The organism is Spongiibacter sp. C9W, assembly GCF_057370015.1.
The window spans coordinates 3,163,326-3,184,146 of sequence record NZ_CM170672.1 but is presented as its reverse complement, the minus strand read 5'-3'; the positions used below and the strand labels follow the sequence as shown (position 1 = coordinate 3,184,146).

Genomic DNA, 20,821 nt, shown 5'->3' with positions numbered 1-20,821 from the left:
TCACACTTGCCTACTCCAGCTCGGCAAGCACGGCATCGGGGATGTCGGCATTGGTATAGACATTTTGCACATCGTCGAGGTCTTCGAGCATGTCCACCAAGCCCATTACCTTCTCAGCGCCGGCTCTGTCCAAGGTCACGGAGGTGGAAGGCTGCATGATGACATCGGCCGACTCATGCTCTAAACCCGCCGCCTGCATCGCGTCTTTTACCGCCAGAAACTCTTCCCAAGGGGTAAGCACTTCGACGCTGCCATCGTTATGATCAATCACGTCGTCGGCACCGGCCTCCAGCGCCACCTCCATCACCCGTTCTTCATTAACGCCGGGCGGGTAGAGAATCTGCCCCAGGCGATTAAACAAATAGGCGACCGAGCCGCCGGTGCCGAGGTTGCCACCGCGCTTGCTAAACGCATGGCGCACATCCGCGACCGTGCGATTGCGGTTATCGGTCATGCACTCCACCAGCACGGCAACACCACCAACGCCGTAACCTTCGTAGGTGACTTCTTCGTAGTTATCACCCTCGGCATTGCCGGCGCCGCGCGCGATGGCTTTGTCGATGGTGTCGCGCTTCATGTTGGCGCCAAGCGCCTTGTCGACCGCTGCGCGCAGTCGAGGATTGTCTTCAGGCTGCGGGCCGCCCGCGCGGGCGGCAACCACTAACTCGCGAATCAGCTTGGTAAATACCTTGCCGCGTTTGGCGTCCTGCGCCGCTTTGCGGTGTTTGATATTGGCCCATTTGCTGTGACCCGCCATAGCTCCCTCACTCGGCGGCCCTACCCTGCCGCCGTGTTACTTACTCTTCGTTTTTACGCAGACGAATGCTCAACTCGCTGAGTTGACGGGTTTCTACCACGCCGGGCGCGTCGGTCATCACACAGGCCGCTGTTTGCGTTTTAGGGAAGGCGATCACGTCGCGAATCGACTTCGCGTCGCTCATCAGCATTACCAAGCGGTCCAGACCGAAGGCCAAACCACCGTGCGGGGGCGCACCGTATTTCAGTGCGTCGAGCAGGAAGCCAAATTTTTCGCTGGCTTCTTCGTCGCTGATCCCCAGTACGCGGAATACCGCTTCCTGCATGTCTGAGCGGTGAATACGGACCGAGCCGCCGCCCAGTTCGGTGCCGTTGAGGACCATGTCATAGGCAATAGACAGGGCGTCGCCGGGCGCATTTTCCAGCTCTTGCGGGCTGCACGAAGGCGCGGTGAACGGGTGGTGGAGACTGGTCCAACCGCCCTTGTCATCTTCTTCGAACATGGGGAAGTCAACCACCCACAGCGGCGCCCACTCGGCGGTGTAGAGATCGAGGTCTTCACCCAACTTGCAACGCAATGCGCCCAGGGCTTCGTTAACGACTTTGGCGCTGTCGGCGCCGAAGAAGATCAAGTCGCCATTTTCTGCAGCGACACGCTCCAAAATTGCCGCGCGCACTGGCTCGGGGAGGAATTTAACAATAGGTGACTGCAAGCCGCCTTCCAGGTCGGACTTGTCGTTGACCTTGATATACGCCAAGCCCTTCGCGCCGTAGATACCAACAAACTTGGTGTATTCATCGATTTGCTTACGGCTCAGCTTATCGTTGCCGCCGGGCACTTTCAGGGCAGCAACGCGGCCTTTGGGGTTGGTTGCCGGGCCAGAGAATACCTTGAACTCGACTTCGGCCATCAAATCGCCAACGTCAACCAGCTCCAGTGGGATACGCAGGTCTGGCTTGTCGCTGCCGTAGCGGTTCATTGCCTCGGCGTAAGGCATGTGCGGGAGGTCGCCCAGATCCAGGTCCAGCACTTCCTTAAACAGATCGCGGATCATGCCTTCGGCGACAGCCATAATCTGCTTGTCGTCCATAAAGGAGGTTTCGATATCGATCTGGGTAAATTCAGGCTGGCGATCGGCGCGCAGGTCTTCGTCGCGGAAGCACTTGGCAATCTGGTAGTAGCGGTCGAAGCCGGACACCATCAGCAGCTGCTTAAACAGCTGAGGTGATTGAGGCAGCGCGAAGAATTTACCACCGTGGGTACGGCTGGGTACCAGGTAGTCGCGCGCACCCTCGGGAGTCGCACGGGTCAGAATGGGCGTTTCAATATCCAAGAAGCCCTGCTCGTCCATGTAACGACGCAATACCGAGGTCACCTTGGCGCGCAAACGCAATTTATCGGCGATCTGCGGGCGACGCAGGTCAAGGTAGCGGTAGCGCAGGCGCACATCTTCGCCAACTTCGGTGTGATCGTCGAGCTGAAATGGCGGCGTCTCGGATTCATTGAGAATCTCGATCTCTTTGCCCAGCACTTCGATCTCACCGGTTTTCATATTGGGGTTAACGGTGGCTGCATCGCGAGCACGTACACGGCCGCGAATTTTTAGCACGTACTCACTGCGCACCCGGTCTGCGGTAGCAAAATGCTCTTCGGTATCGGGGTCAAACACGACCTGGACTATGCCCTCACGGTCGCGCATATCCAGAAAGATAACCCCACCGTGGTCGCGGCGACGATCCACCCAACCGCAGATCGTGACGTCCTGATCGATGTGCTCGCTTCCGAGGCTCCCGCAAAAATGGCTGCGCATTGATTCTTTCCTGCTTCTGTAAAGTCATAAATGGGCCGCAATTGGCGGCCCCTGAATTAGCTATCTGATCCCGACGAGGCTCCGCCGTCGCCAGCTAGATTTTTCTTCTTTCCACCGGATTTAAAATCGGTTTCATACCAACCACTGCCTTTTAGGCGAAAACCGGCCGCTGATATTTTCTTGACCAGCTTGTCGGCATGGCACTGCGGACACTCAACTAGCGCCGGATCACTCATTTTTTGCAAGGCTTCCAGCTCGTGCTGACAGGCCTGACACTGATATTCATAAATGGGCACTGGAATCCCCTCCAATACAAATCATGAAAACGTGACCTTCTGGAAAAACCGTCGGGCACAACCACAGGTAGAAAAAGGAGCGGGATTATAACGCAAAGCAGTGCCGGCGATAAACGCAGTACAGCGGGAATATGTCGATCAGTGCAGAAGGGTTAAAAACCTACAAAAAAGCCGCGCCGATACGACGGAATCGCACGTATCGGCGCGGCTTTTGACGCCTGAGCTTAGGAGGCGAAGTCCTTGAGCTTTTTCAGTGGGCGTACTTTTACCGCCACACTAGCGGGCTTGGCTTTAAACGTGGTCTCTTCACCGGTAAAGGGGTTGATACCCTTGCGCGCCTTGGTAGCAGGCTTTTTCACGGTGGTAATTTTCATCAGGCCTGGAATGGTAAATTCGCCCAACGAGCGCTTTTTAATGCTGCGTTCGATCAGCACTTCGAGCTCTTCCAGCACGCTGGCCACTTGCTTGCGGCTAAGTTCGGTGTTGGTGGCAATCTCATTGAGAATCTGGGTTTTGGTCATCTTCTCACTGAGTGCCGTCATTTTGCGCTTGGGGGCAGCCTTCGCCGCCGGTTTTGCTTTGGCAGCGGCCTTTTTCGGAGCAGTTTTACGTGTCGCCATAGGGATCAGTCCTGTTCAGGGAAAGTTTATTATTGCTCGGTAAAAGTTGGCACTGAGCCGATACCGCTTCGCCGCTGCCCGGGACTTCGCAAAGAAGCCTGCACGCAACAACGAGGCCGTGCCTCGCACTACTAATAGTCGATTGGCCTCGGCAAAACAAGGCTTAAATACGACATCCGCACAAAAACCCCTATTTTTTGCGTGGAATTTATCGACGAGCCAACACCTGGGCGGCGATATGCTCCCCGATTGGCAGGGCCGACGTCGCTGCCGGCGACGGCGCATTGCCCACATGAATACTGCGAGCACTCTGCAAAAAGTGGAAGTCATTAAGCAGCTCACCGCGTCGACTAACCGCTTGAGCCCTGACCCCGGCAGGGGCAGGCAGCAGGTCATGTAACTCAATCGCCGGACAGTATTGCTGCAGCCCTTTGAGGTAATGGCGCGCCGAATACGCATTATGCAGCTCGCGCAGACCGGCGCGTGGGTGACTAGCCAACAGGCGCCAAAACCCCGGAAACGATGCCATTTCTCGCAGTGAGGCAGCATCGATATCCCGGCGGCGATAGCCCTCTCTCGACAGTGCGAGCATCGCATTGGGGCCCGCCAACACGCCACCGCCTACCCTGGGTGTTAGGTGCACACCCAAAAAAGGCAGCGTGGGGTCGGGCACCGGATAAACCAAGTGGGGCACCCAATCGTCGCAGCGCGGTGCCAAACGATAGAATTCGCCACGAAAGGGAATAATGCGAAAATCACAATCGATGCCCTGCAGTCGCGCCAAGCGGTCCGACATTAATCCCGCACAGCAAAGCAGCTGTCGCGCGTGAAACGTCTGCTCGCCGCTGCCCACGACGATCTCCGATGTGCGCTCATCAATACGATCCACCGGCAAGGCGCAGCGCAGCTCTGCCCCTGCGCGCTGCACGTCGTGTAGTAACTGGCGACAGATAGCGGCGTAATCAACAATGGCCGACTCCTTCACCGACAGCGCCGCCACGCCGGCGAGCATTGGCTGGCGCTCGCGCAGCTCGCCCTCACTCAACCACGTGGGCGCAAGACCATTTTGCCTGGCCCGCGCTTCGAGCGCTCTAAGGCCCGGCACTTGCTGGGGCGTCGCGGCGACAATCCACTTGCCACACTGGCGAAACGGCAGCGCGTGACGCTGACAAAAATCCCGCGTTTGCTGCAATCCCTCTCGGCACATGCGCGCCTTGAGGCTTCCCGCCGGGTAATAGACGCCGGCGTGCACCACACCACTGTTATGACTGGACTGATGCTGAGCCGGCGCAGATTCTTTTTCTATGATCAACAAGCGACACGCTGGCCACTGACGAAGAATCTGCCAGGCACTCGCCGCGCCGACAATGCCTGCGCCGACCACTATGACGTCGTAGCGTGCTGCCATGGCAACGATTAGGCCGCTGAAAACTCAGGGTCTGCGGCAAAAGCCTGACGCAGCTCACCCAGACGCTGGGCAAGCGCGGCCTCGCTGTACGCCTGCGGCGGCAGCTGCCCCCATACCGGTTTGGGCCAACAAGGGTCGTCTGTAAAGCGGGCGATATGATGAATGTGCAGCTGCGGCACCATATTGCCGAGGGCGGCAATGTTCAATTTCTCGGCATTAAATTGACACGTGAGAATGGCGGCAGCCAGGTCAGACTCACGGCAGTACTGAGTGCGCTGCTCGGCAGACAGCTCAAAAAGCTCTCTCAAGCCCGCCTGACGTGGCACAAGAATCAGCCACGGATACTGGCTATCATTCAATAACAGCACACGACAGAGCGGTAAATCGCCGACGACAGCGCAGTCGGCAGCCAGTTGTGGGTGCAATTCAAACATCTACTTTCTCCATTAAACGCGGCCCACCCTGTACCGGGCTGGCTATCAATCGTAAAATGCGGCGACTTCATTCGCAGCTTTAAGGCCAGATACCCACCATGCGCGCTAGCCAAACACTTATTGCCACTGTAAAGGAAACCCCTGCCGATGCCGAGGTTATTAGCCACCAGCTAATGCTGCGGGCCGGCATGATACGCAAGCTTGCGACCGGCCTCTATACCTGGCTGCCGTTGGGCCTGCGTGTATTGCGCAAGGTCGAGCGTATTATTCGCGAAGAAATGGACAATGCAGGCGCGCAAGAGGTGCTAATGCCCGTGGTGCAGCCCGCCGAACTCTGGGAGGAGTCTGGTCGCTGGGAACAGTACGGCGCGGAACTACTGCGTATTAATGACCGTCACCAGCGCGAATTTTGCCTCGGCCCCACCCATGAGGAAGTAATTACTGACCTGATACGCAACGAAATTCGCAGCTACAAACAACTGCCCGCCAATTTCTATCAGATACAAACCAAATTCCGCGATGAGATTCGGCCCCGCTTCGGCGTTATGCGCTCACGCGAATTTATTATGAAGGATGCCTACTCCTTTCATAATGACCAGGAGTCACTGCAGGCGACCTACGAGACAATGCACGCCGCCTACACGCAGATATTTACGCGCCTGGGCTTGGACTTCCGTCCGGTAATTGCCGATACCGGCTCAATCGGCGGCAGCGCCTCCCATGAATTCCACGTGCTGGCAGAGTCCGGCGAAGATGACATTGCCTTTTCAGACAGCTCTGACTACGCCGCCAATGTCGAAATGGCAGAAGCCGTGGCTCCCGCCGGCGAGCGCCCCGCTGCCAGCGAAGCCATGGAAAAAGTGGCCACCCCCGAGGTGAGCAGCATCGAGGACGTTTGCCGCTTTTTCGATTGCGCGCCCGAGCGCACAGTAAAAACGCTGCTGGTATACGGCGAGGCCGATGAAGATGGCAAGCAAGCCTTGATCGCCCTGGTAGTGCGCGGCGATCACCAGCTCAACGAAATCAAAGCAGAGAAACTACCCGGCATTGCCAGCCCGCTAACCCTCGCTGAAGACAAAGACATCAAAGCGGCGCTCAATTGTGCACCCGGCTCTATCGGCCCCGTGGGCCTGAACCTGCGCTGCATTGTGGATCGCAGCGCGGCGCATTGCAGCGACTTTATCTGCGGCGCCAACGAAGACGGTATGCACCTGCGCGGCGTCAACTGGCAGCGCGATGTCGAGCTGGGCGAAATTGCCGATCTGCGCGACGTTGTCAGCGGCGACCCCAGCCCGGACGGCAAGGGTCAGCTGCAGATCAAGCGCGGCATCGAAGTCGGCCATATCTTCCAGCTCGGCACCAAGTATTCCGAAGCCCTGAACGCCACCGTGCTCAACGAGCAAGGCAAGGAACAGGTAATGATTATGGGCTGCTACGGTATTGGGGTAACCCGTGTGGTCGCCTCAGCTATTGAGCAGAACAATGACGACAAAGGCATTATCTGGCCGGACGCAATCGCGCCCTACCAAATTGCCCTGGTGCCACTCAATATGCAGAAGTCTGAGCGTGTGCGCGATACCGCAGAACAGCTTTACAGCCAATTGAAAGCCGCCGGCTATGATGTGTTACTCGATGACCGCAATGAACGCCCAGGCGTGAAGTTCGCCGATATGGAGTTGATGGGGGTTCCTCACCGCATTGTGATTGGCGACCGCGGGCTGGACAAAGGCCTGCTGGAATACAAACACCGCCGCGCTAGCGACAACGAAGACATCGCTATCGACGACTTGATGCGTGTTATTCAGCAACGTGTTGCCCTGGCCTAAGCTCGCCCTTGCCGGGTGCCTGCTACTGATAGCGGGCACCGGTTGGACTCAGCCGCAGGATCCGGCAGAGCGCGCGGCGCTAACCGCTTATTTGAAAGAAGCGCTGCACCGCGACGACAGCTTCCAAGACCGCTTTGATGCCGAAGTCTGGCTGACTGATATGTCGGCCCGTCTGGCGAGCATTATCCGTGAACCGGAGCAACGCTTGGCGTTATTGCGCAGCGTGCACCGCGAGGCCAAGGCCGCCGACCTGCCTCCCGAGCTGGTACTTGCACTCATTCAAGTGGAAAGCCACTTCAACCGCTTTGCTATTTCCAGTGTCGGCGCGCAGGGCTTAATGCAGGTGATGCCCTTCTGGAAAAACGAAATTGGCCGCCCCAGCGACAACCTCACCGACATGGACACCAACCTGCGCTACGGCTGCCAAATTCTGCAGTTTTATCTGAAGCGGGAAAAAGGCAATATGCGCCGCGCACTGGCCCGCTACAACGGCAGCCTTGGCAAAAACTGGTATCCCGATCGGGTGTTTCGCGCCTGGAAAAAACGCTGGTACAACGGCCAACTGCACTACAGCGGCATTTACTGAACCGGTGGCTGCGGCGGCGTCCTATGCTCCTTCGGCGGGCATGCCCGATCGCCTTTGCGCTTGTGAGGGCGCAACATCGCCAAACGTTCCTCTGGCGGCATTGGCGGCAATACCTGCAACAGCACCTCGTGGCTGAGTCGCTTCAGGGCAACATCGGCCTCACGCACCTCAGCCAAGGCGGCGGCCAGCGCCACCGTATCCAGCGGCTGCTCAGACAGCAGCGCCGCCACGCCACGGCGTTTTTCACGCAGATTGCGATAGGCCTTGCGCATAGCGCCTCGCTCCGCCTTGAGCACCTCTCGTGCCTGTTCGCTCAGTGTCTCCGGTGGGCGCTTCAAAATATGTCGGCTCATCGAATGCATGATCGGGTCGCCGTGTAACCTGTGGCCCACCCACGAACCAATCAGCAAAGCGTTGATCACCAGCGAACTCACCAGCGCAATTAGCAGGCCTTTACGCGTTGTCATCACTCTCCCTCCAACCAGTCTGCAACGTCGTTGCTACCCGCAATATCCAAGCTCGCAAAGGCTTGGTAGTCGTCGCTAAATACACTGGATGACGATGTTAAATCCGTCGCCCCTATCGCAATACCCAACACCATGGCCGCCGCCGTCGCCATACTTACTGGCAAAAATACGGGGCGCTGGGGAGGTGCCACTTGGCGGTGTGCACCGGGAATGGCAGATAAGCGCTGCTGCATAGCAGCGCTGGGCGCTAATGACAGCCCATCGCTCTGCAACTGTCGCCGCCACGCTGCGTCGTCGGCGAGGGCGCTCCGCCTTGCTGCTCGGCCACGCCGACTCAACATACCCAGCAAGGCAATTGGCCATAAATGTGCCGGCCACTCCCGGAGGTTTGCGCCGTAACATTGCAAAGCCCGAAAATAGCTAGTCATTGTTCTCTCCTAAAAGTTGCCGCAGTCGCCTTCGCGCACGCCCCAGTAACGATTCCACTGCCTTGGGACTATTGCCGAGCACGTCGGCAATATCCCGCACTGGCATTCCCCGATAGTAGCGAAAGGCAATGGCCGCTCGTTGCTCTTCAGGCAACGCTGACAAGGCCGCCGCCAATGCCGGCGAATCGCCCGGCTCGTCGTTCAGCGGCGTTGACTCGTCGGCCAGCTGTTCGGCAAGCTCGCCGTCCACAACAAAACGCTGCTGCACACGCTGACTATGATTAATCGCCAAGTTACTCGCTACCCGGTACAACCAGGTGCTCAGTTTTGCCTCATCCTGCCAGCTTGGCGCCTGCTTCCACAGGCGCACAAATACCTCCTGGCAAAGATCTTCAGCATCTGCGCGCGACAACACAATGCGATAGATCACATTGAGTACCGCGCTGCTGTGGCGGTCGACAAGCTGCTGAAAGGCCTGGGCGTCACCCTCGGCCGTTCGCGCAAGCAGCGTGGCATCGCGAGACACCATCACCACCTTCCATGCCTTGGTTGCCAATCAACCACCGCCGGTATCACCTCTCAATTACTGATCATCCGCCCACGGCCCGGCTTGGCGTTTTCCGTGTTTAAAGCCTTTGCGCATTTCCTTGCGGGACAACTCACCGTCGCCATTGCTATCGAGCTTGCTTAACTGGGCCTCAGCCGCTGCACGCGCCTCTGCCGCAGACACGCTACCGTTTTTGTCGGTATCGGCCCGTTCAAAGCGGTCGGCCCGAGACCCTGTGCGTTGCTCGCGCATTTTCGCGCGGTACTCCGCAATCTCTTCACGGGTAACTTCGCCGTTGCCGTTCAGGTCCATCGCCATAAAGTGGGCACTGCGTTTTGCGACCATATCAGCAACGCTATGACCGCCTTCTCCACCGCGCTCGCAGCCGCCGGGCGGCTTTGCCTGAGCACTCATTGCGGCACCCATCGCCAATACTGCCAAAATTTTGCTAGACGTTTTCATTGTCGTGACTCCATAAACGAAAAAGGGTTTTAACGGCCGTTATTGATTAAACACCGGCTGCGTCAAAACCCCTCGCTATGGCAATAATTCTTTTGCGTCGTGCAGTGCAGCTCGCCTAGGAAGCCAAAAACTCGTAGCGCCAAACTCCCTTGTCTAAATAGCAGCGGTTGCGAGAACCTGCCGCGTCCGGGTCCATCTGGCAATACCCCGCGTCGCCGCCGTAGAGCATGCATACCACGCCCTGATGGTCGGTCACTTTGGGGTGAATATCGGGAACCTCACGCGCGGCATAAAACGCCTTTGCCTGCGCGACGGTTGAGCACTGTGACAATTCCGACAGGGTCACCAAAGTCGGCGGTAACAGGGCCAACTCACCGGAGCAATGCGCCTGCACAAAATCTTCCGCGGCGCCCCACTGATGGGCATCCATTTCCTCGCCGTCCTCTTCTACCTCCATCCCCTGGCCGTCAGCGAGGAAAAACGCCGTCTCGAAGCGCCGCCCCATATGTGCGGGCGTTGTCCAGTAAGAGATATGTTGCAGTGCTTCCGGCGCCAGATTGATCGCCGCTTCTTCTTCGGTTTCCCTTACCGCCGCCAAGCGAAATGCCTGCATGCGATCGCCCTGGGCGTCGGCAACATCATCAGGGTCCACGGTGCCACCGGGAAACACCCAGTGCCCGCCTCCCACTTTCAACTGCTCGTGCCGCCGCAGCAATAACACTTCAAGACCAGAGGGTGTGTCCCGCAACACCACCGCTGTTGCCGCCAGACGAATCGCTTCCTTGTCGCTCACAACCAATGTTCCTCCAGGGCCGACAGCAGACGCTTTGGCTGCGGGCCGATACGAAAATTCTCTGGCAGGTCGGCGTAGCGGATAACACCGCTTTCATCAACCACCAGCAGGGTAGGCAGCACGGTATCGCGACTACCCAAGGGCACGCCAAATGGCATGCCTGCAGCATGGACAATATGCAGCGCCTTCGCCGCATTCAATGAGGGGTCGCTATACATCTCGACACCAGCAGGCAGGTCGCCAGCCAGTTTGCGACTCTCGGCAACGGGTTGAGGGCTCACCAACACCAGGCTAATACCGTGCCCCAGGAACTCGCGGCAATAGCCCATAAACTCGTGTAATTGGCTCCGGCACAGCGGACACCAACTACCCCGAAAAAATAAAAAGGCGGTTTTCCTCCCTTGAAACTGCTCAGAACCGACGCACTCCCCGCGCTCATTTTGCAGCTCAAAATGGGGTAGCGCGTGGCCGACAATCAGCTCGGGATTGTCATCCCGATCCAGATAGGAATACCAGAAAACGTAGAGGAAAACGCCGCCAAGCCCCAAACTTAAACCGTAGATAGTCGGCACGATATCCATCTCGACCACCACCAACATTGCCCCCAGCAACGCGGCAATTAGCTGGATAACAATAAAGCGCCCGACATGAACAAAGGCTACGCTGTATAACAGTGCCACGAACAACGGAACCGGGGTGACGGCCAACCAAGCACCAAACCACGACAGACTAAAACCGCCGCTCAACTGCCACGCACTGTGCAGCGATGCAGCCCCACAGAGCAGAATATAAGGAAGTACAAAGAAGCGCTTGGCCAACGCTTTAAGTGATGTCATAAATAGTCTTTGTGGCCATTATTGAATAATTATCCTACTAGCCGCCCTGTTCAGCGCCGACATTCTGCGCTAGCGTAAGGCGTAAGCATTGACCCTTTTTTACGAGGTTCGAGCAGTCACGGCAATAGCGAGATCGCCCATTAGGGCATAGACTATTTTGGTATTCAATCTTGGAGCCCACACCAGAGCGATTTAAATAAAGTTGTATTAACTCGCCTGTACAAATGTTTTACGACAACAATAGGAAGTATTGGCGGCTATGGCAAAACTCTCTCTAATGGACTTGGCTTTCTTCTTAACCGAAACCGAAGCCAGCCCCAAACACGTCGGTGGCATGATGATGTTCCGCAAGCCCGCGAAAGCAGGCAAGGACTTCGTGGAAACCGCAGTGCGTGAATACGTTGGCACCAATGCCGACATTCGCCCTCCATTTAATCAGGTCGTCAAATTCAGCCGATTCGCTACGCCCAGTTGGGTGGACGCTCCCGACTTCAATATCGACGACCATATTTTTTACCACCAACTTGAGGGCGACGATTTTCGCGACGCACTCTACGAGCTGGTCGGTGAACTTCACAGCCCGAAGATGGAACGCGATCAACCGATGTGGGAAATCCATGTTATCCAGGGGATCGACGATAAACGCTTTGCCATCTACACCAAACTACACCACGCCTATGCAGACGGCGTGACCATGTCATCCATTCTCGCAAAGAGCCTGAGTCAATCTTCACGCGCGCGCAAAGCCACGCCGATGTGGTCGGTAATCCCAGAGAAGCGCTTAGAGAATGCCGCCGACAGCGTGTCGATCATGAAGGTGTTGAGCAAGCTGGGCGGCCGCTCAACCGACTACCTGCGCTCCGCGCTGGGCCTGTCAAAGCTAAGCGTCCAGCTCGCCCTGGAAGCCATGAAGCTGACTAAAAATGCCGTGGCAGTGCCCTACCAGGCCAACCCCAACACCCCCCTTAATGGTCAGGTTGTTCCCGGCCGCCAGGTGGCTACCGCAGCAGTGCCCATGGAGCGCGTGAACCACCTGCGCAGCCTGACCCGCTCCACCCTGAACCACATTGCCTTAACCTGTATCGACGGCGCCTTGCACCGCTACCTGCAAGATTGCGAGTCGGATATCGATGAACCCATCACCATTCAAATGCCGGTAAATCTGCGTCGCCAAGGCGATAACAGCATGGGTAATAAAATCGGCATTGTATTGGTTGAGCTGGCCAACAAAACCACCGACCCCTATGAGCGCTTGCGGGAAATTGGCTTTACCCTGCGCAATGTTCGCTATCAGGTCGACGGCGTTCCCCCGGCGTCGGTAATGGCCTACACCGTATTACTAGGCAGTTTGGCGCAGCTTGTTGAACTGCTAGGTATCGACGATAAGCTGCCACCACTGGGTAATACCCTGGTGTCCAATGTGCCCGGGCCAGTGAAACCCCTCTACCTGAAGGGTGCGCGGCTGGAGGAGATGTATCCAATCAGTGCGCTGCCTCCGGGTTGCCACTTAAATATCACACTATATAGTTATGATGGACGTTTGCAGTTTGGTTTGGTAGCGAGCTCCGCCCTACCCAAACTCGAGGTATTGAGTGACTATATACACGAGGCATTTGCAGATCTCGAAAACGCAGTATCACCGCAGTTACTCGAACACAATAACAAGGCGGCTGGCTAAACCGGCCGAATAAAACAACCAGAAAAACCCCCTGCTTTCACTGACGGAAGCAAAACAGCGGCGGGCCGTTTTAAGGCCCAACGCTGTGGAGAATTTTTAAAACATCTGGAGAGGCACTATGAGTTACTTCGTTACTGGCGGCACCGGCTTTATCGGTCGATTCCTTATCGAACGCCTTGCGCGCAGAAAGGGCACTATTTATGTTCTGGTTCGCCGCAGTTCTAAACAAAAATATCTCGACCTGCTGGAAAAAACCGGCCTCAGTAAAGATCGTCTGGTTCCGGTTTGGGGCGACCTCGCCAAAAACAAACTCGGCATCAGTGCCAAAGAAATGGCCAAGCTAAAAGGTGAAATCAAACACTTCTACCACCTGGCAGCCATCTACGATTTAAAAGCCGATGCCGAAAGCCAGGAAGTGACTAACATCCAAGGCACCCAAAGCGCTATCGACGCGGCAGAAGCAATGCAAGCCGGCTGCTTCCATCTCGCCAGCTCTATTGCAGCTGCTGGACTATATCGCGGCGTGTTTCGCGAAGACATGTTCGAAGAGGCTGAAGGCCTTAAGCATGCCTACTTCCGCACCAAGCATGTCTCTGAAGGCTTAGTACGCAAGGAATGCAAAATCCCCTATCGCATCTACCGCCCGGCAATGGTTGTGGGCGACTCCAAGACTGGCGAGATGGATAAGGTCGACGGCCCCTATTATTTCTTCAAACTCATTCAGAAGCTGCGTTATCGCGTCCCCCAATGGTGCCCGATTATTGGCATTGAGGGCGGCCAGATGAACATCGTGCCGGTGGACTATGTCGCCGATGCTATTGACCATATTTCCCACAAACCCAAGCTCGACGGACGCTGCTTCCACCTCGTTAACCCCGACGCGCATAAAGTGGGCGAAGTGCTCAACATCTTCTCGAAAGCTGCCCATGCACCGAAAATGGCGCTGCGCATCGACTCGCGGATGTTCGCCTTTATCCCCTCTTCCATAACCGGTTTGGTGAAAAACATGCCGCCGGTTAAGCGCCTCACCAGCGCGATACTGGCAGACTATCAAATTCCTGAAGACGGCTTGCAGTTCATGAATATGCCAACGCGCTTTGATAACCGTGAAACGGTCAAAGCACTGCGTGGCAGCGGTATTGAATTACCCGCGCTGGAAGATTACGCCTACAAGATTTGGGACTACTGGGAACGTAACCTCGACCCTGACCTATTTAAAGACCGCAGCCTGCGCGGCAATGTTGAGGGCAAGGTCATCGTGATTACCGGTGCATCCTCAGGTATTGGTAAAGCCAGCGCGCTCAAACTGGCTGAAGCCGGTGCAGAGGTTGTATTGGTCGCCCGAACGGTTGAAAAACTCAAGGAAACCCAGCAGGAAATTGAAGAGCTTGGTGGCACCAGCTACGCCTACACATGCGATGTTTCTGACCTTGAGTCCTGCGATGAACTGGTCGCTACGCTGCTGAAAAACCACGGCCATGTTGATGTGCTGGTGAACAATGCCGGCCGGTCAATTCGTCGCTCGCTCGAGCTGACCTTTGATCGCTTCCACGATTTTGAGCGCACGATGCAGCTCAACTATTTTGGTGCGATTAGGCTGGTGATGGGGCTCGCGCCTTCAATGCTAGAGCGCAAGTCGGGGCATGTGATTAACATCTCGTCGATTGCCGTTATTGTTGGTACCTCACCCCGCTTCTCCGCCTATGCGGCGTCAAAATCGGCCCTTGATGCATGGTCTCGCAGCGCGGCGGCGGAATTCTCCGACCGCAATATCGCCTTCACTACGATCAATATGCCGCTGGTACGCACCCCAATGATCGGGCCCACCTCGATCTACAATGCTGTGCCGACACTGTCGCCAGAAGAAGCCGCGGACATGATCTGTGAAGCGATCGTGAAGCGTCCTAAGCGCATAGCGACCGGCTTGGGCATCAGCATGCAAGTACTCAACGCGGTGATGCCGAAGGCAACGGAAATTATTATGAATACCGTCTTCCGCACCTTCCCGGACTCCGCCGCTGCAAAAGGCGAAGGGGAAGAAGGCAAAACCGAAGCCTCGTCAGAACAGGTCGCCTTGGCAGCGGTACTCAAAGGTATCCACGTCTAAAATAGGTAGCGATTCGCAGCACGTAAACTCTGCGTCGTAAAACCACCAAACCGCATTGCTCAATACATGGGCCATGCGGTTTTTTTACGCCTTGCAAATGGTGCAAATGTACGCGGAATGAAGAGCGATGCCCTGCCGCGAAATAGCGCGCCTGCGGCGGCGAATAGCGGCTGTCCTCGCGCACTTAATACAACGATGTTCACATCGCAAAAAAAGCCACTGTTTCAGTTTTTCATCGGCAAGCTCAGCCCCAACAAGGCATACCAAGAAAAAATATTGAACTGTTTTTCTTAGCGCTGTCATATCCAGTAACGAAGCAACATGGAGGCAGTATGCTAGGTTGGACATTGATGTTTCTCGTTATCGCACTGATCGCCGGCGCCTTGGGCTTTAGCGGTGTAGCGGGTGCAGCGACTGGAATCGCTAAAATTCTGTTTTTTATCTTTATCGCATTATTGCTTCTCTCCCTTCTTGCACGCGCCTTGCGCGGCAAACCTCCCCAGATGTAGCGCCGCGACGCTTACATAGCGGGAGAAATCCCCCGGGCAATTCGCCCAAAACTCTTCACTGCATCACCTTGACCACATAAGGAGAACGCTATGAACCGAGATATCGCTGAAGGCAAATGGAAACAACTGAAAGGTCGCATCAAAGAGAAGTGGGCTGAATTAAGCGACGACGAACTAGAGAGCGTGGATGGCAGCAGTGAACGCCTTATCGGCGCGTTGCAAGAACGCTACGGTTTGGCCCGCGATGAAGCCAAACAGCAATTTGAAGAATTAAAGAAAAAAGTGTCGTAAATCGGCACAACCGAGTCCATTACACGTGACTCGCACCCAGTGACGATGCATGCATCGTATTTGATTAGAACCGAAATGGAGGTCAACTATGACTATCAAGAAGACGCTAATCACCAGCCTCACCTTGGGCGCTTTGGCAAGCACTCCCGTACTGGCTGACAGCTGGCAAGGCAAAACCAAAGATGCCTGGCTCGACGGGAAAGTCGAAACCGCAATTATGCTCAATGGCGAGCTCAATAACTTTGATATCGACACGGATGTAGACCAGGGCAAGGTTACTCTCGAAGGCACTGTGAGCAGTGATATCGAAAAGGACCTGGCCGGCCAGCTCGCGAGCAATGTAGACGGCGTTACATCGGTTGAAAACAACTTACATGTTGAAGGGAGCTATCGCAGCAAGCTGGAGAAAACCAGCAATGACTTTGCCCGCAAGTGGAATGACTTGAGCACCACCGCGGCCATCAATATGAAGTTTGCCGCCAACGATGATATTGCGGCAACCAAAATTAATGTCGACACTCATCGCGGTGTAGTGACCCTGCGCGGCACTGTGAAAAACGAGGCCGCACACGACTTAGCCATTGAAATAGCCAAGAGCTTCGACCACGTTTCCGAAGTGGAAGATAAGCTCGACGTGACCAATAGCTAAGTCCGGCATCGAAACCCCTGATAGCAACGGGCCGGTGGATACTCCGCCGGCCCGTTTGTGTCGCACCGCCCCTCTCGCTGAGACTTATGCCACAAAGCCAGGAGCGGTTATTCCGCCGACATCGCCGCCATGGCTTTGGCGAGGAATTTCTCAGTCTGCTTACTTCCCGCCTCTAGCGGCCGCTGCGCGGCTTCGCTGGTAATGGCATCCCAGTTTTCCAGGATCGCCTCAGGCGTTTGTTGTTCAACACCCAAGAATACGCCATCGGTCTCAAAGATTCGCGAGCTCGCATAACCACCCGCGCCGGCGCAAAGAATATGGCGATTCGGTGCAGATTCATGGCACAGCACTAGCGCACCCGCCGTTACCGATTCAGGCGTAAGTAGATCCAGTACTTCTTTCGGTAGCAAGTCTTCGGTCATGCGCGTTGCCGCCGTCGGTGACAGCGCATTGACCCGCACGTTCTTCTTGGCACCCTCAAGGCCCAGGGTATTCATAAAACCGAGCACCGCCATCTTGGCGGCGCCGTAATTACTCTGGCCGAAGTTACCGTACATGCCCGACGACGACGTGGTCATCACGATGCGGCCATATTCCTGCTCGCGCATAATGTCCCACACGGCCTTGGTGCAATTCACCGAGCCCATCAGGTGCACATCCATCACCAGACGAAAGTCGTCCAGCGACATTTTGGCAAAGGTTTTGTCGCGCAAAATACCGGCGTTATTTACCAGAATATCGACGCGCCCCCACTTGGCCATTGCCTGGCGGACCATATCCTCAACTTCTGCCATTACCGCAACATTAGCGCCGTGGGCCATCGCCTCGCCGCCATTGGCCTCTATGATCGCAACCACTTCCCGCGCCGCCTCGGAGGACGCGCCGCTGCCATCGCGGGCGCCGCCCAGGTCATTCACCACAACCTTGGCTCCGCGTGCCGCCAATGCCAGAGCGTGACTACGCCCCAAGCCATTTCCCGCGCCCGTTACAATGGCTACCTGGCCATCAAATCTCACATCCATTTTTATTTCCTTTTATGTTTACGCCACTAATTGCATGGTCAACCACTCTGCGATGAGAGCGGGTTTATCCTGACCCTCGATCTCTATTGTCACCTGGGTGGTGAAGCGAAACTGCCCCGGCTTGGTTTCGGTGATGTCGATAAACTTGGCGCGGGCGCGAATGCGGCTATCGACGGCGACAGGCGCGATAAAACGAACCTTATCAAAACCGTAATTCAAGCCCATATGGGCGCCCTCGATCATCACCATAAACTCTTCTGCAAAATGCGACAGCATCGACAGGCTTAAAAAGCCATGGGCAACCGTACCACCGAAGGGCGTTTGTTTCGCGCGCTCGGGATCAACATGAATAAACTGGTGGTCCAGCGTACAGTCGGCAAATTCATTGATGGCCGCTTGATCCACTGTGTGCCACTGGGTCGGCGGTGTCTCCCGGCCGACGTATTCGATCACCTTCGTTCTATCTACTGTTGTCGCCATTTTCTTTATCCTTATTTAGGCCTGTTAAAACCAATCATCACGCATAGCATAGGCACTGCCTTCACCTTGCATAAGCAAGGCAGACCAGCGCTCAGTGTGCGGCAACTCCACCGAAAAGAAGTAGCGCATCGCCTGTAACTTGCCACGATAAAAATTCTGCTCGTCACCGTGCTGACTTTGCGCAAGTGCTTGATGAGCAACAAGCCCCTGCTTCAGCCACAGCCAGGCCACAACCACATGGCCAAACAGCTCCAGGTACATAACCGAGTTCGCCAATACCTTGTCTATGTTGGTGTCAGCCATGGCTGCCAACAGGGTTTCGGTGGTATCAGTCAGCCGTTTAATCGCACTTTCCAGCTGTTCCGCCTGCTTTTCCAAACCGGCGACAGCGCCGGCCTGCGCGACCGTTTCGCGCATTAACGCCAGACAGTAGTGATAGCCAGCCATGCCCTGCATGGGCACCTTCCGCGCCAGCAAGTCGAGGGACTGAATGCCGGTTGTTCCCTCGTGAATGGGGTTCAGGCGATTGTCTCGGTAAAACATTTCAACGGGATGTTCATTGATATAGCCCGCGCCACCGAGTACCTGAATGGCCAAACTATTGGCCTGAGGGCCGTACTCAGACGGCCAGGTTTTGATCATGGGGATCAAGAAATCGAGCAATAATTTAGCCTGACTGCGCTGCTCTTCGGTTGGCGCGGTGTGCTGGTCGTCGGCCAGCTGTGCACCAAACAAACAGAGAGCAAACGCGCCCTCGGCATAGGCCTTCTGGGCCAATAACATGCGGCGTACGTCGGCGTGTTCAATAATATTAACCGGCGGCGACAGCGGGTCTTTGCATGATGGCAAGCGCCCCTGCGGGCGCTCGCGGGCATAGTTTAGTGAGTATTGAAAGCCGGTTAGCGCGATGGTTGCCGCACCCGTGCCGACCATAATGCGCGCTTCGTTCATCATGTGGAACATATAGCTCAGGCCGCGGTTTTCCTCACCAACCAAATAGCCTACCGCCCCACCGCGCTCACCAAAGTTAAGCGATGTGGAGGTTTGCCCACGACCGCCCATTTTATGGAACAGCCCCGCCAAGGCTACATCGTTCTGCTCACCCAGGCTGCCATCGTCGTTAACCAGAAACTTAGGCACAATGAACAGTGAGATGCCTTTGGTCCCCTTTGGTGCCCCCTTCACCCTGGCCAACACCAAGTGCACAATATTTTCATTAAGCTCGTGATCGCCGCCAGAGATATAGATCTTATTTCCGGTAATGCGGTAACTGCCGTCCTCTGCGCGCTCAGCACTGGTGATCAGGTCAGCCAGGCCGGAGCCCGCTCCCGGCTCCGTCATCGCCATGGTGCCGGCAAAGCGGCCACTGCGCTGGGGCACGGCCCACTTGGCAATCTGCTCCGGGGTGCCGTGTGCTTCAATCAAACTGGCGTTAGCGGTGGTTAAGCTCAAGTACCCCAAGGTCGTGCTGCCTGCGGCAGTAAGATACGCATTGGCGACCGTGGCCACGGGCAGGGGCAGTTGCATCCCGCCCACTTCGTAATCAGCCGTTGACGAGACAAACCCTGCCTTGGTAGCAGCATCGACCGCCTGTTTGATCTCGGGCAGCATTTCCACACGACCATTTTCAAAACGCGGTTCATTGCGGTCGACCTTGCCGCGAATCGGCAGGAAGTACTTTTCCGCAACCTGCTTGGCAGTGGCAATAGCGGCATCAAAACTTTCGCGATTGTGGTCTCGATAACGCTCGCGCGCACACATGCTCTCGCTGTCCAGAAATTCGTACAGCATAAAATCGAGATCGCGTTCGTTGAGTAGCGGAGCAGGCATGGTAGTACCTCATATCGAAAAAGAATTGTGACAGCAGTATGCCCAGCACCCCCAGAGCCAGCCACGACATCTGATGTCAGGCAGCGCCATCGCCACCTAGTAAAACAGCAGCGGGTGACTGAGGTCGGTGTCAGCGAAGGCATCCACATTCAGCTGACGATCTTCCGGGTAAAGCGCGGTAACGGTTAACTGAGGCTCGGAAACAAAGGCCGTTGGCCCCAGTGCCCCCACGGTGGTGCTCACACTAAAAAATCGCTGCATCACACCGTCTATCGCCAACTGCACGCGAAAGCTCGCCATCGGCTCTACCGACGCGGCGCGCTGCTGCCAGTCACTCGGTACGGAGGGATAACTGCGCAGCCGATCCAGGGTTGCCTTCACCGTCGGGTCATTGCTGAATAGCGCCGACTGCTGGATCGACATAAGAATGGCCGACAGTGTGTCCTCCCAGTTGCTCACGGCATTTTCCGCGGACTGGGAGCTGAACATAAAGTCGTAAAAATTGCTGATATTGTGCAACTCATCAGCGGGCATAAGACGGGAGTAAAACCCCAGCCAGCTACGGTTCACCATAAGAATATTAGTGGAATTATCCACCAGACAAGCGGGATAGGGGTCCAGCGCCTGCAGCGTCATGGTCATGGCGCTGCGCAGCCATTTGAGCTCTGCGGAATTAAAATCGACACGCTCGTCGCGCGGCGCAAAGCCCGCCGCAATAAGCAAATGACTTTGGTCGCGCCGCCCCAATTTCAGCGCTTTGGCGATCTCCAAAACCATCGTTTCGCTGGGGCGACTGCTGCCATTTTCAAGGCGGCTGATATGGCGCGGTGAACTGCCCAACTCAAATGCCAGCTGCTCCTGACTGAGGCGGTGCACACCGCGCCAAAATTTTAAAAACCGCCCAAAGCTCGATGCACTCTCTACCACACGCCAACCCTGAAGAAATGATGCTCAAGGATACTACGCGCGATAGCGGGTGCGCTCA

Annotated in this window: 23 protein-coding genes; 7 read left to right on the top strand and 16 right to left on the bottom strand. The window is 56.1% G+C overall.

The window, feature by feature from the left end:
- Window positions 1-10 precede the first annotated feature (10 nt).
- The 6 genes from AC2Q8J_RS15135 to AC2Q8J_RS15110 all read right to left on the bottom strand — a co-directional run bounded on the left by AC2Q8J_RS15135 (window position 11) and on the right by AC2Q8J_RS15110 (window position 5,325).
- Window positions 11-757 (bottom strand): YebC/PmpR family DNA-binding transcriptional regulator, encoded by a 747-nt coding sequence (locus tag AC2Q8J_RS15135; protein WP_486451686.1) that lies wholly within the window; start codon window positions 755-757, stop codon window positions 11-13.
- A 40-nt stretch (window positions 758-797) separates the two neighbouring features.
- Window positions 798-2,567 (bottom strand): aspartate--tRNA ligase, encoded by a 1,770-nt coding sequence (gene aspS, locus AC2Q8J_RS15130; protein ID WP_486451685.1) that lies wholly within the window; start codon window positions 2,565-2,567, stop codon window positions 798-800.
- Window positions 2,568-2,623: 56 nt separating this feature from the next.
- Entirely contained in the window at window positions 2,624-2,863 is a 240-nt protein-coding gene (locus tag AC2Q8J_RS15125; protein WP_204996746.1) for an FmdB family zinc ribbon protein, read from the bottom strand.
- Between the two features lie 224 nt (window positions 2,864-3,087).
- Window positions 3,088-3,483 (bottom strand): HU family DNA-binding protein, encoded by a 396-nt coding sequence (locus AC2Q8J_RS15120; RefSeq protein WP_027874333.1) that lies wholly within the window; start codon window positions 3,481-3,483, stop codon window positions 3,088-3,090.
- Window positions 3,484-3,691: 208 nt separating this feature from the next.
- Window positions 3,692-4,891: an L-2-hydroxyglutarate oxidase gene (gene lhgO, locus AC2Q8J_RS15115; RefSeq protein WP_486451684.1), complete on the bottom strand. Its 1,200-nt coding sequence runs from the start codon at window positions 4,889-4,891 to the stop codon at window positions 3,692-3,694.
- Window positions 4,892-4,899: 8 nt separating this feature from the next.
- Window positions 4,900-5,325 carry an HIT domain-containing protein gene (locus tag AC2Q8J_RS15110; protein ID WP_486451683.1) on the bottom strand — a complete coding sequence of 142 codons (426 nt, stop codon included), beginning with the start codon at window positions 5,323-5,325 and terminating at the stop codon, window positions 4,900-4,902.
- Window positions 5,326-5,423: 98 nt separating this feature from the next.
- Here AC2Q8J_RS15110 and AC2Q8J_RS15105 point away from each other — a divergent pair, with 98 nt between their 5' ends.
- Window positions 5,424-7,151: a proline--tRNA ligase gene (locus tag AC2Q8J_RS15105; protein WP_486451682.1), complete on the top strand. Its 1,728-nt coding sequence runs from the start codon at window positions 5,424-5,426 to the stop codon at window positions 7,149-7,151.
- Window positions 7,120-7,737, top strand: coding sequence for a transglycosylase SLT domain-containing protein (locus AC2Q8J_RS15100; RefSeq protein ID WP_486451681.1), 618 nt, complete (start codon window positions 7,120-7,122; stop codon window positions 7,735-7,737). The genes AC2Q8J_RS15105 and AC2Q8J_RS15100 overlap by 32 nt, the downstream gene beginning before the upstream one ends.
- Here the strand turns inward: AC2Q8J_RS15100 and AC2Q8J_RS15095 are convergent.
- From AC2Q8J_RS15095 to AC2Q8J_RS15070, 6 genes are all read right to left on the bottom strand, one after another.
- Window positions 7,731-8,204, bottom strand: a complete 474-nt coding sequence (locus AC2Q8J_RS15095) for a periplasmic heavy metal sensor (protein WP_286696084.1) — start codon at window positions 8,202-8,204, stop codon at window positions 7,731-7,733. The two genes, AC2Q8J_RS15100 and AC2Q8J_RS15095, sit on opposite strands and share 7 nt — an antisense overlap.
- Complete coding sequence (locus AC2Q8J_RS15090) at window positions 8,204-8,632, bottom strand: hypothetical protein (RefSeq protein WP_286837238.1); 429 nt, start codon at window positions 8,630-8,632, stop codon at window positions 8,204-8,206. Before AC2Q8J_RS15090 ends, AC2Q8J_RS15095 begins: the two co-directional genes overlap by 1 nt.
- A complete protein-coding gene (locus AC2Q8J_RS15085) occupies window positions 8,625-9,188 on the bottom strand; it encodes an RNA polymerase sigma factor (RefSeq protein ID WP_486451680.1) in 564 nt (187 codons plus the stop codon). Before AC2Q8J_RS15085 ends, AC2Q8J_RS15090 begins: the two co-directional genes overlap by 8 nt.
- A gap of 27 nt (window positions 9,189-9,215) precedes the next feature.
- Window positions 9,216-9,641, bottom strand: a complete 426-nt coding sequence (locus AC2Q8J_RS15080; RefSeq protein ID WP_204996818.1) for an EF-hand domain-containing protein — start codon at window positions 9,639-9,641, stop codon at window positions 9,216-9,218.
- A 115-nt stretch (window positions 9,642-9,756) separates the two neighbouring features.
- Window positions 9,757-10,434, bottom strand: a complete 678-nt coding sequence (locus AC2Q8J_RS15075; protein WP_424144524.1) for an NUDIX hydrolase — start codon at window positions 10,432-10,434, stop codon at window positions 9,757-9,759.
- Window positions 10,431-11,270, bottom strand: coding sequence for a peroxiredoxin family protein (locus tag AC2Q8J_RS15070; protein WP_486451679.1), 840 nt, complete (start codon window positions 11,268-11,270; stop codon window positions 10,431-10,433). The genes AC2Q8J_RS15075 and AC2Q8J_RS15070 overlap by 4 nt, the downstream gene beginning before the upstream one ends.
- Window positions 11,271-11,529: 259 nt before the next feature.
- Between AC2Q8J_RS15070 and AC2Q8J_RS15065 the strand changes: the two genes are divergently transcribed.
- The 5 genes from AC2Q8J_RS15065 (at window position 11,530) to AC2Q8J_RS15045 (ending at window position 16,504) form a co-directional block, all read left to right on the top strand.
- Window positions 11,530-12,948, top strand: a complete 1,419-nt coding sequence (locus tag AC2Q8J_RS15065; RefSeq protein WP_486451678.1) for a wax ester/triacylglycerol synthase family O-acyltransferase — start codon at window positions 11,530-11,532, stop codon at window positions 12,946-12,948.
- Window positions 12,949-13,066: 118 nt separating this feature from the next.
- The gene (locus AC2Q8J_RS15060) at window positions 13,067-15,055 is read left to right on the top strand and encodes an SDR family oxidoreductase (protein WP_204996736.1); all 1,989 of its coding nucleotides are present in this window, start codon (window positions 13,067-13,069) and stop codon (window positions 15,053-15,055) included.
- A gap of 332 nt (window positions 15,056-15,387) precedes the next feature.
- Entirely contained in the window at window positions 15,388-15,564 is a 177-nt protein-coding gene (locus tag AC2Q8J_RS15055) for a DUF1328 domain-containing protein (protein WP_204996735.1), read from the top strand.
- 90 nt (window positions 15,565-15,654) lie between these two features.
- Entirely contained in the window at window positions 15,655-15,855 is a 201-nt protein-coding gene (locus tag AC2Q8J_RS15050; RefSeq protein WP_204996734.1) for a CsbD family protein, read from the top strand.
- 88 nt (window positions 15,856-15,943) lie between these two features.
- Window positions 15,944-16,504 (top strand): BON domain-containing protein, encoded by a 561-nt coding sequence (locus tag AC2Q8J_RS15045; protein WP_288362883.1) that lies wholly within the window; start codon window positions 15,944-15,946, stop codon window positions 16,502-16,504.
- A 107-nt stretch (window positions 16,505-16,611) separates the two neighbouring features.
- Here AC2Q8J_RS15045 and AC2Q8J_RS15040 read toward each other — a convergent pair whose 3' ends face one another.
- The 4 genes from AC2Q8J_RS15040 to AC2Q8J_RS15025 form a co-directional block, all read right to left on the bottom strand.
- The gene (locus tag AC2Q8J_RS15040) at window positions 16,612-17,526 is read right to left on the bottom strand and encodes an SDR family NAD(P)-dependent oxidoreductase (RefSeq protein WP_424144529.1); all 915 of its coding nucleotides are present in this window, start codon (window positions 17,524-17,526) and stop codon (window positions 16,612-16,614) included.
- Between the two features lie 18 nt (window positions 17,527-17,544).
- Entirely contained in the window at window positions 17,545-18,006 is a 462-nt protein-coding gene (locus AC2Q8J_RS15035; RefSeq protein ID WP_424144530.1) for a MaoC family dehydratase, read from the bottom strand.
- A gap of 24 nt (window positions 18,007-18,030) precedes the next feature.
- Complete coding sequence (locus AC2Q8J_RS15030) at window positions 18,031-19,836, bottom strand: acyl-CoA dehydrogenase (protein ID WP_486451677.1); 1,806 nt, start codon at window positions 19,834-19,836, stop codon at window positions 18,031-18,033.
- Between the two features lie 96 nt (window positions 19,837-19,932).
- Window positions 19,933-20,763: a helix-turn-helix domain-containing protein gene (locus tag AC2Q8J_RS15025; RefSeq protein WP_204996728.1), complete on the bottom strand. Its 831-nt coding sequence runs from the start codon at window positions 20,761-20,763 to the stop codon at window positions 19,933-19,935.
- Window positions 20,764-20,821 lie beyond the last annotated feature (58 nt).

Bases quoted from the DNA above. Each gene is read 5' to 3' on its own strand.
- lhgO (WP_486451684.1), bottom strand. From the start codon at position 4,891: ATGGCAGCACGCTACGACGTCATAGTGGTCGGCGCAGGCATTGTCGGC.
- AC2Q8J_RS15030 (WP_486451677.1), bottom strand. From the start codon at position 19,836: ATGCCTGCTCCGCTACTCAACGAACGCGATCTCGATTTTATGCTGTAC.
- AC2Q8J_RS15070 (WP_486451679.1), bottom strand. From the start codon at position 11,270: ATGACATCACTTAAAGCGTTGGCCAAGCGCTTCTTTGTACTTCCTTAT.
- AC2Q8J_RS15105 (WP_486451682.1), top strand. From the start codon at position 5,424: ATGCGCGCTAGCCAAACACTTATTGCCACTGTAAAGGAAACCCCTGCC.
- aspS (WP_486451685.1), bottom strand. From the start codon at position 2,567: ATGCGCAGCCATTTTTGCGGGAGCCTCGGAAGCGAGCACATCGATCAG.
- AC2Q8J_RS15035 (WP_424144530.1), bottom strand. From the start codon at position 18,006: ATGGCGACAACAGTAGATAGAACGAAGGTGATCGAATACGTCGGCCGG.
- AC2Q8J_RS15110 (WP_486451683.1), bottom strand. From the start codon at position 5,325: ATGTTTGAATTGCACCCACAACTGGCTGCCGACTGCGCTGTCGTCGGC.
- AC2Q8J_RS15065 (WP_486451678.1), top strand. From the start codon at position 11,530: ATGGCAAAACTCTCTCTAATGGACTTGGCTTTCTTCTTAACCGAAACC.
- AC2Q8J_RS15045 (WP_288362883.1), top strand. From the start codon at position 15,944: ATGACTATCAAGAAGACGCTAATCACCAGCCTCACCTTGGGCGCTTTG.
- AC2Q8J_RS15055 (WP_204996735.1), top strand. From the start codon at position 15,388: ATGCTAGGTTGGACATTGATGTTTCTCGTTATCGCACTGATCGCCGGC.
- AC2Q8J_RS15050 (WP_204996734.1), top strand. From the start codon at position 15,655: ATGAACCGAGATATCGCTGAAGGCAAATGGAAACAACTGAAAGGTCGC.
- AC2Q8J_RS15095 (WP_286696084.1), bottom strand. From the start codon at position 8,204: ATGACAACGCGTAAAGGCCTGCTAATTGCGCTGGTGAGTTCGCTGGTG.
- AC2Q8J_RS15060 (WP_204996736.1), top strand. From the start codon at position 13,067: ATGAGTTACTTCGTTACTGGCGGCACCGGCTTTATCGGTCGATTCCTT.
- AC2Q8J_RS15080 (WP_204996818.1), bottom strand. From the start codon at position 9,641: ATGAAAACGTCTAGCAAAATTTTGGCAGTATTGGCGATGGGTGCCGCA.
- AC2Q8J_RS15135 (WP_486451686.1), bottom strand. From the start codon at position 757: ATGGCGGGTCACAGCAAATGGGCCAATATCAAACACCGCAAAGCGGCG.
- AC2Q8J_RS15120 (WP_027874333.1), bottom strand. From the start codon at position 3,483: ATGGCGACACGTAAAACTGCTCCGAAAAAGGCCGCTGCCAAAGCAAAA.
- AC2Q8J_RS15090 (WP_286837238.1), bottom strand. From the start codon at position 8,632: ATGACTAGCTATTTTCGGGCTTTGCAATGTTACGGCGCAAACCTCCGG.
- AC2Q8J_RS15040 (WP_424144529.1), bottom strand. From the start codon at position 17,526: ATGGATGTGAGATTTGATGGCCAGGTAGCCATTGTAACGGGCGCGGGA.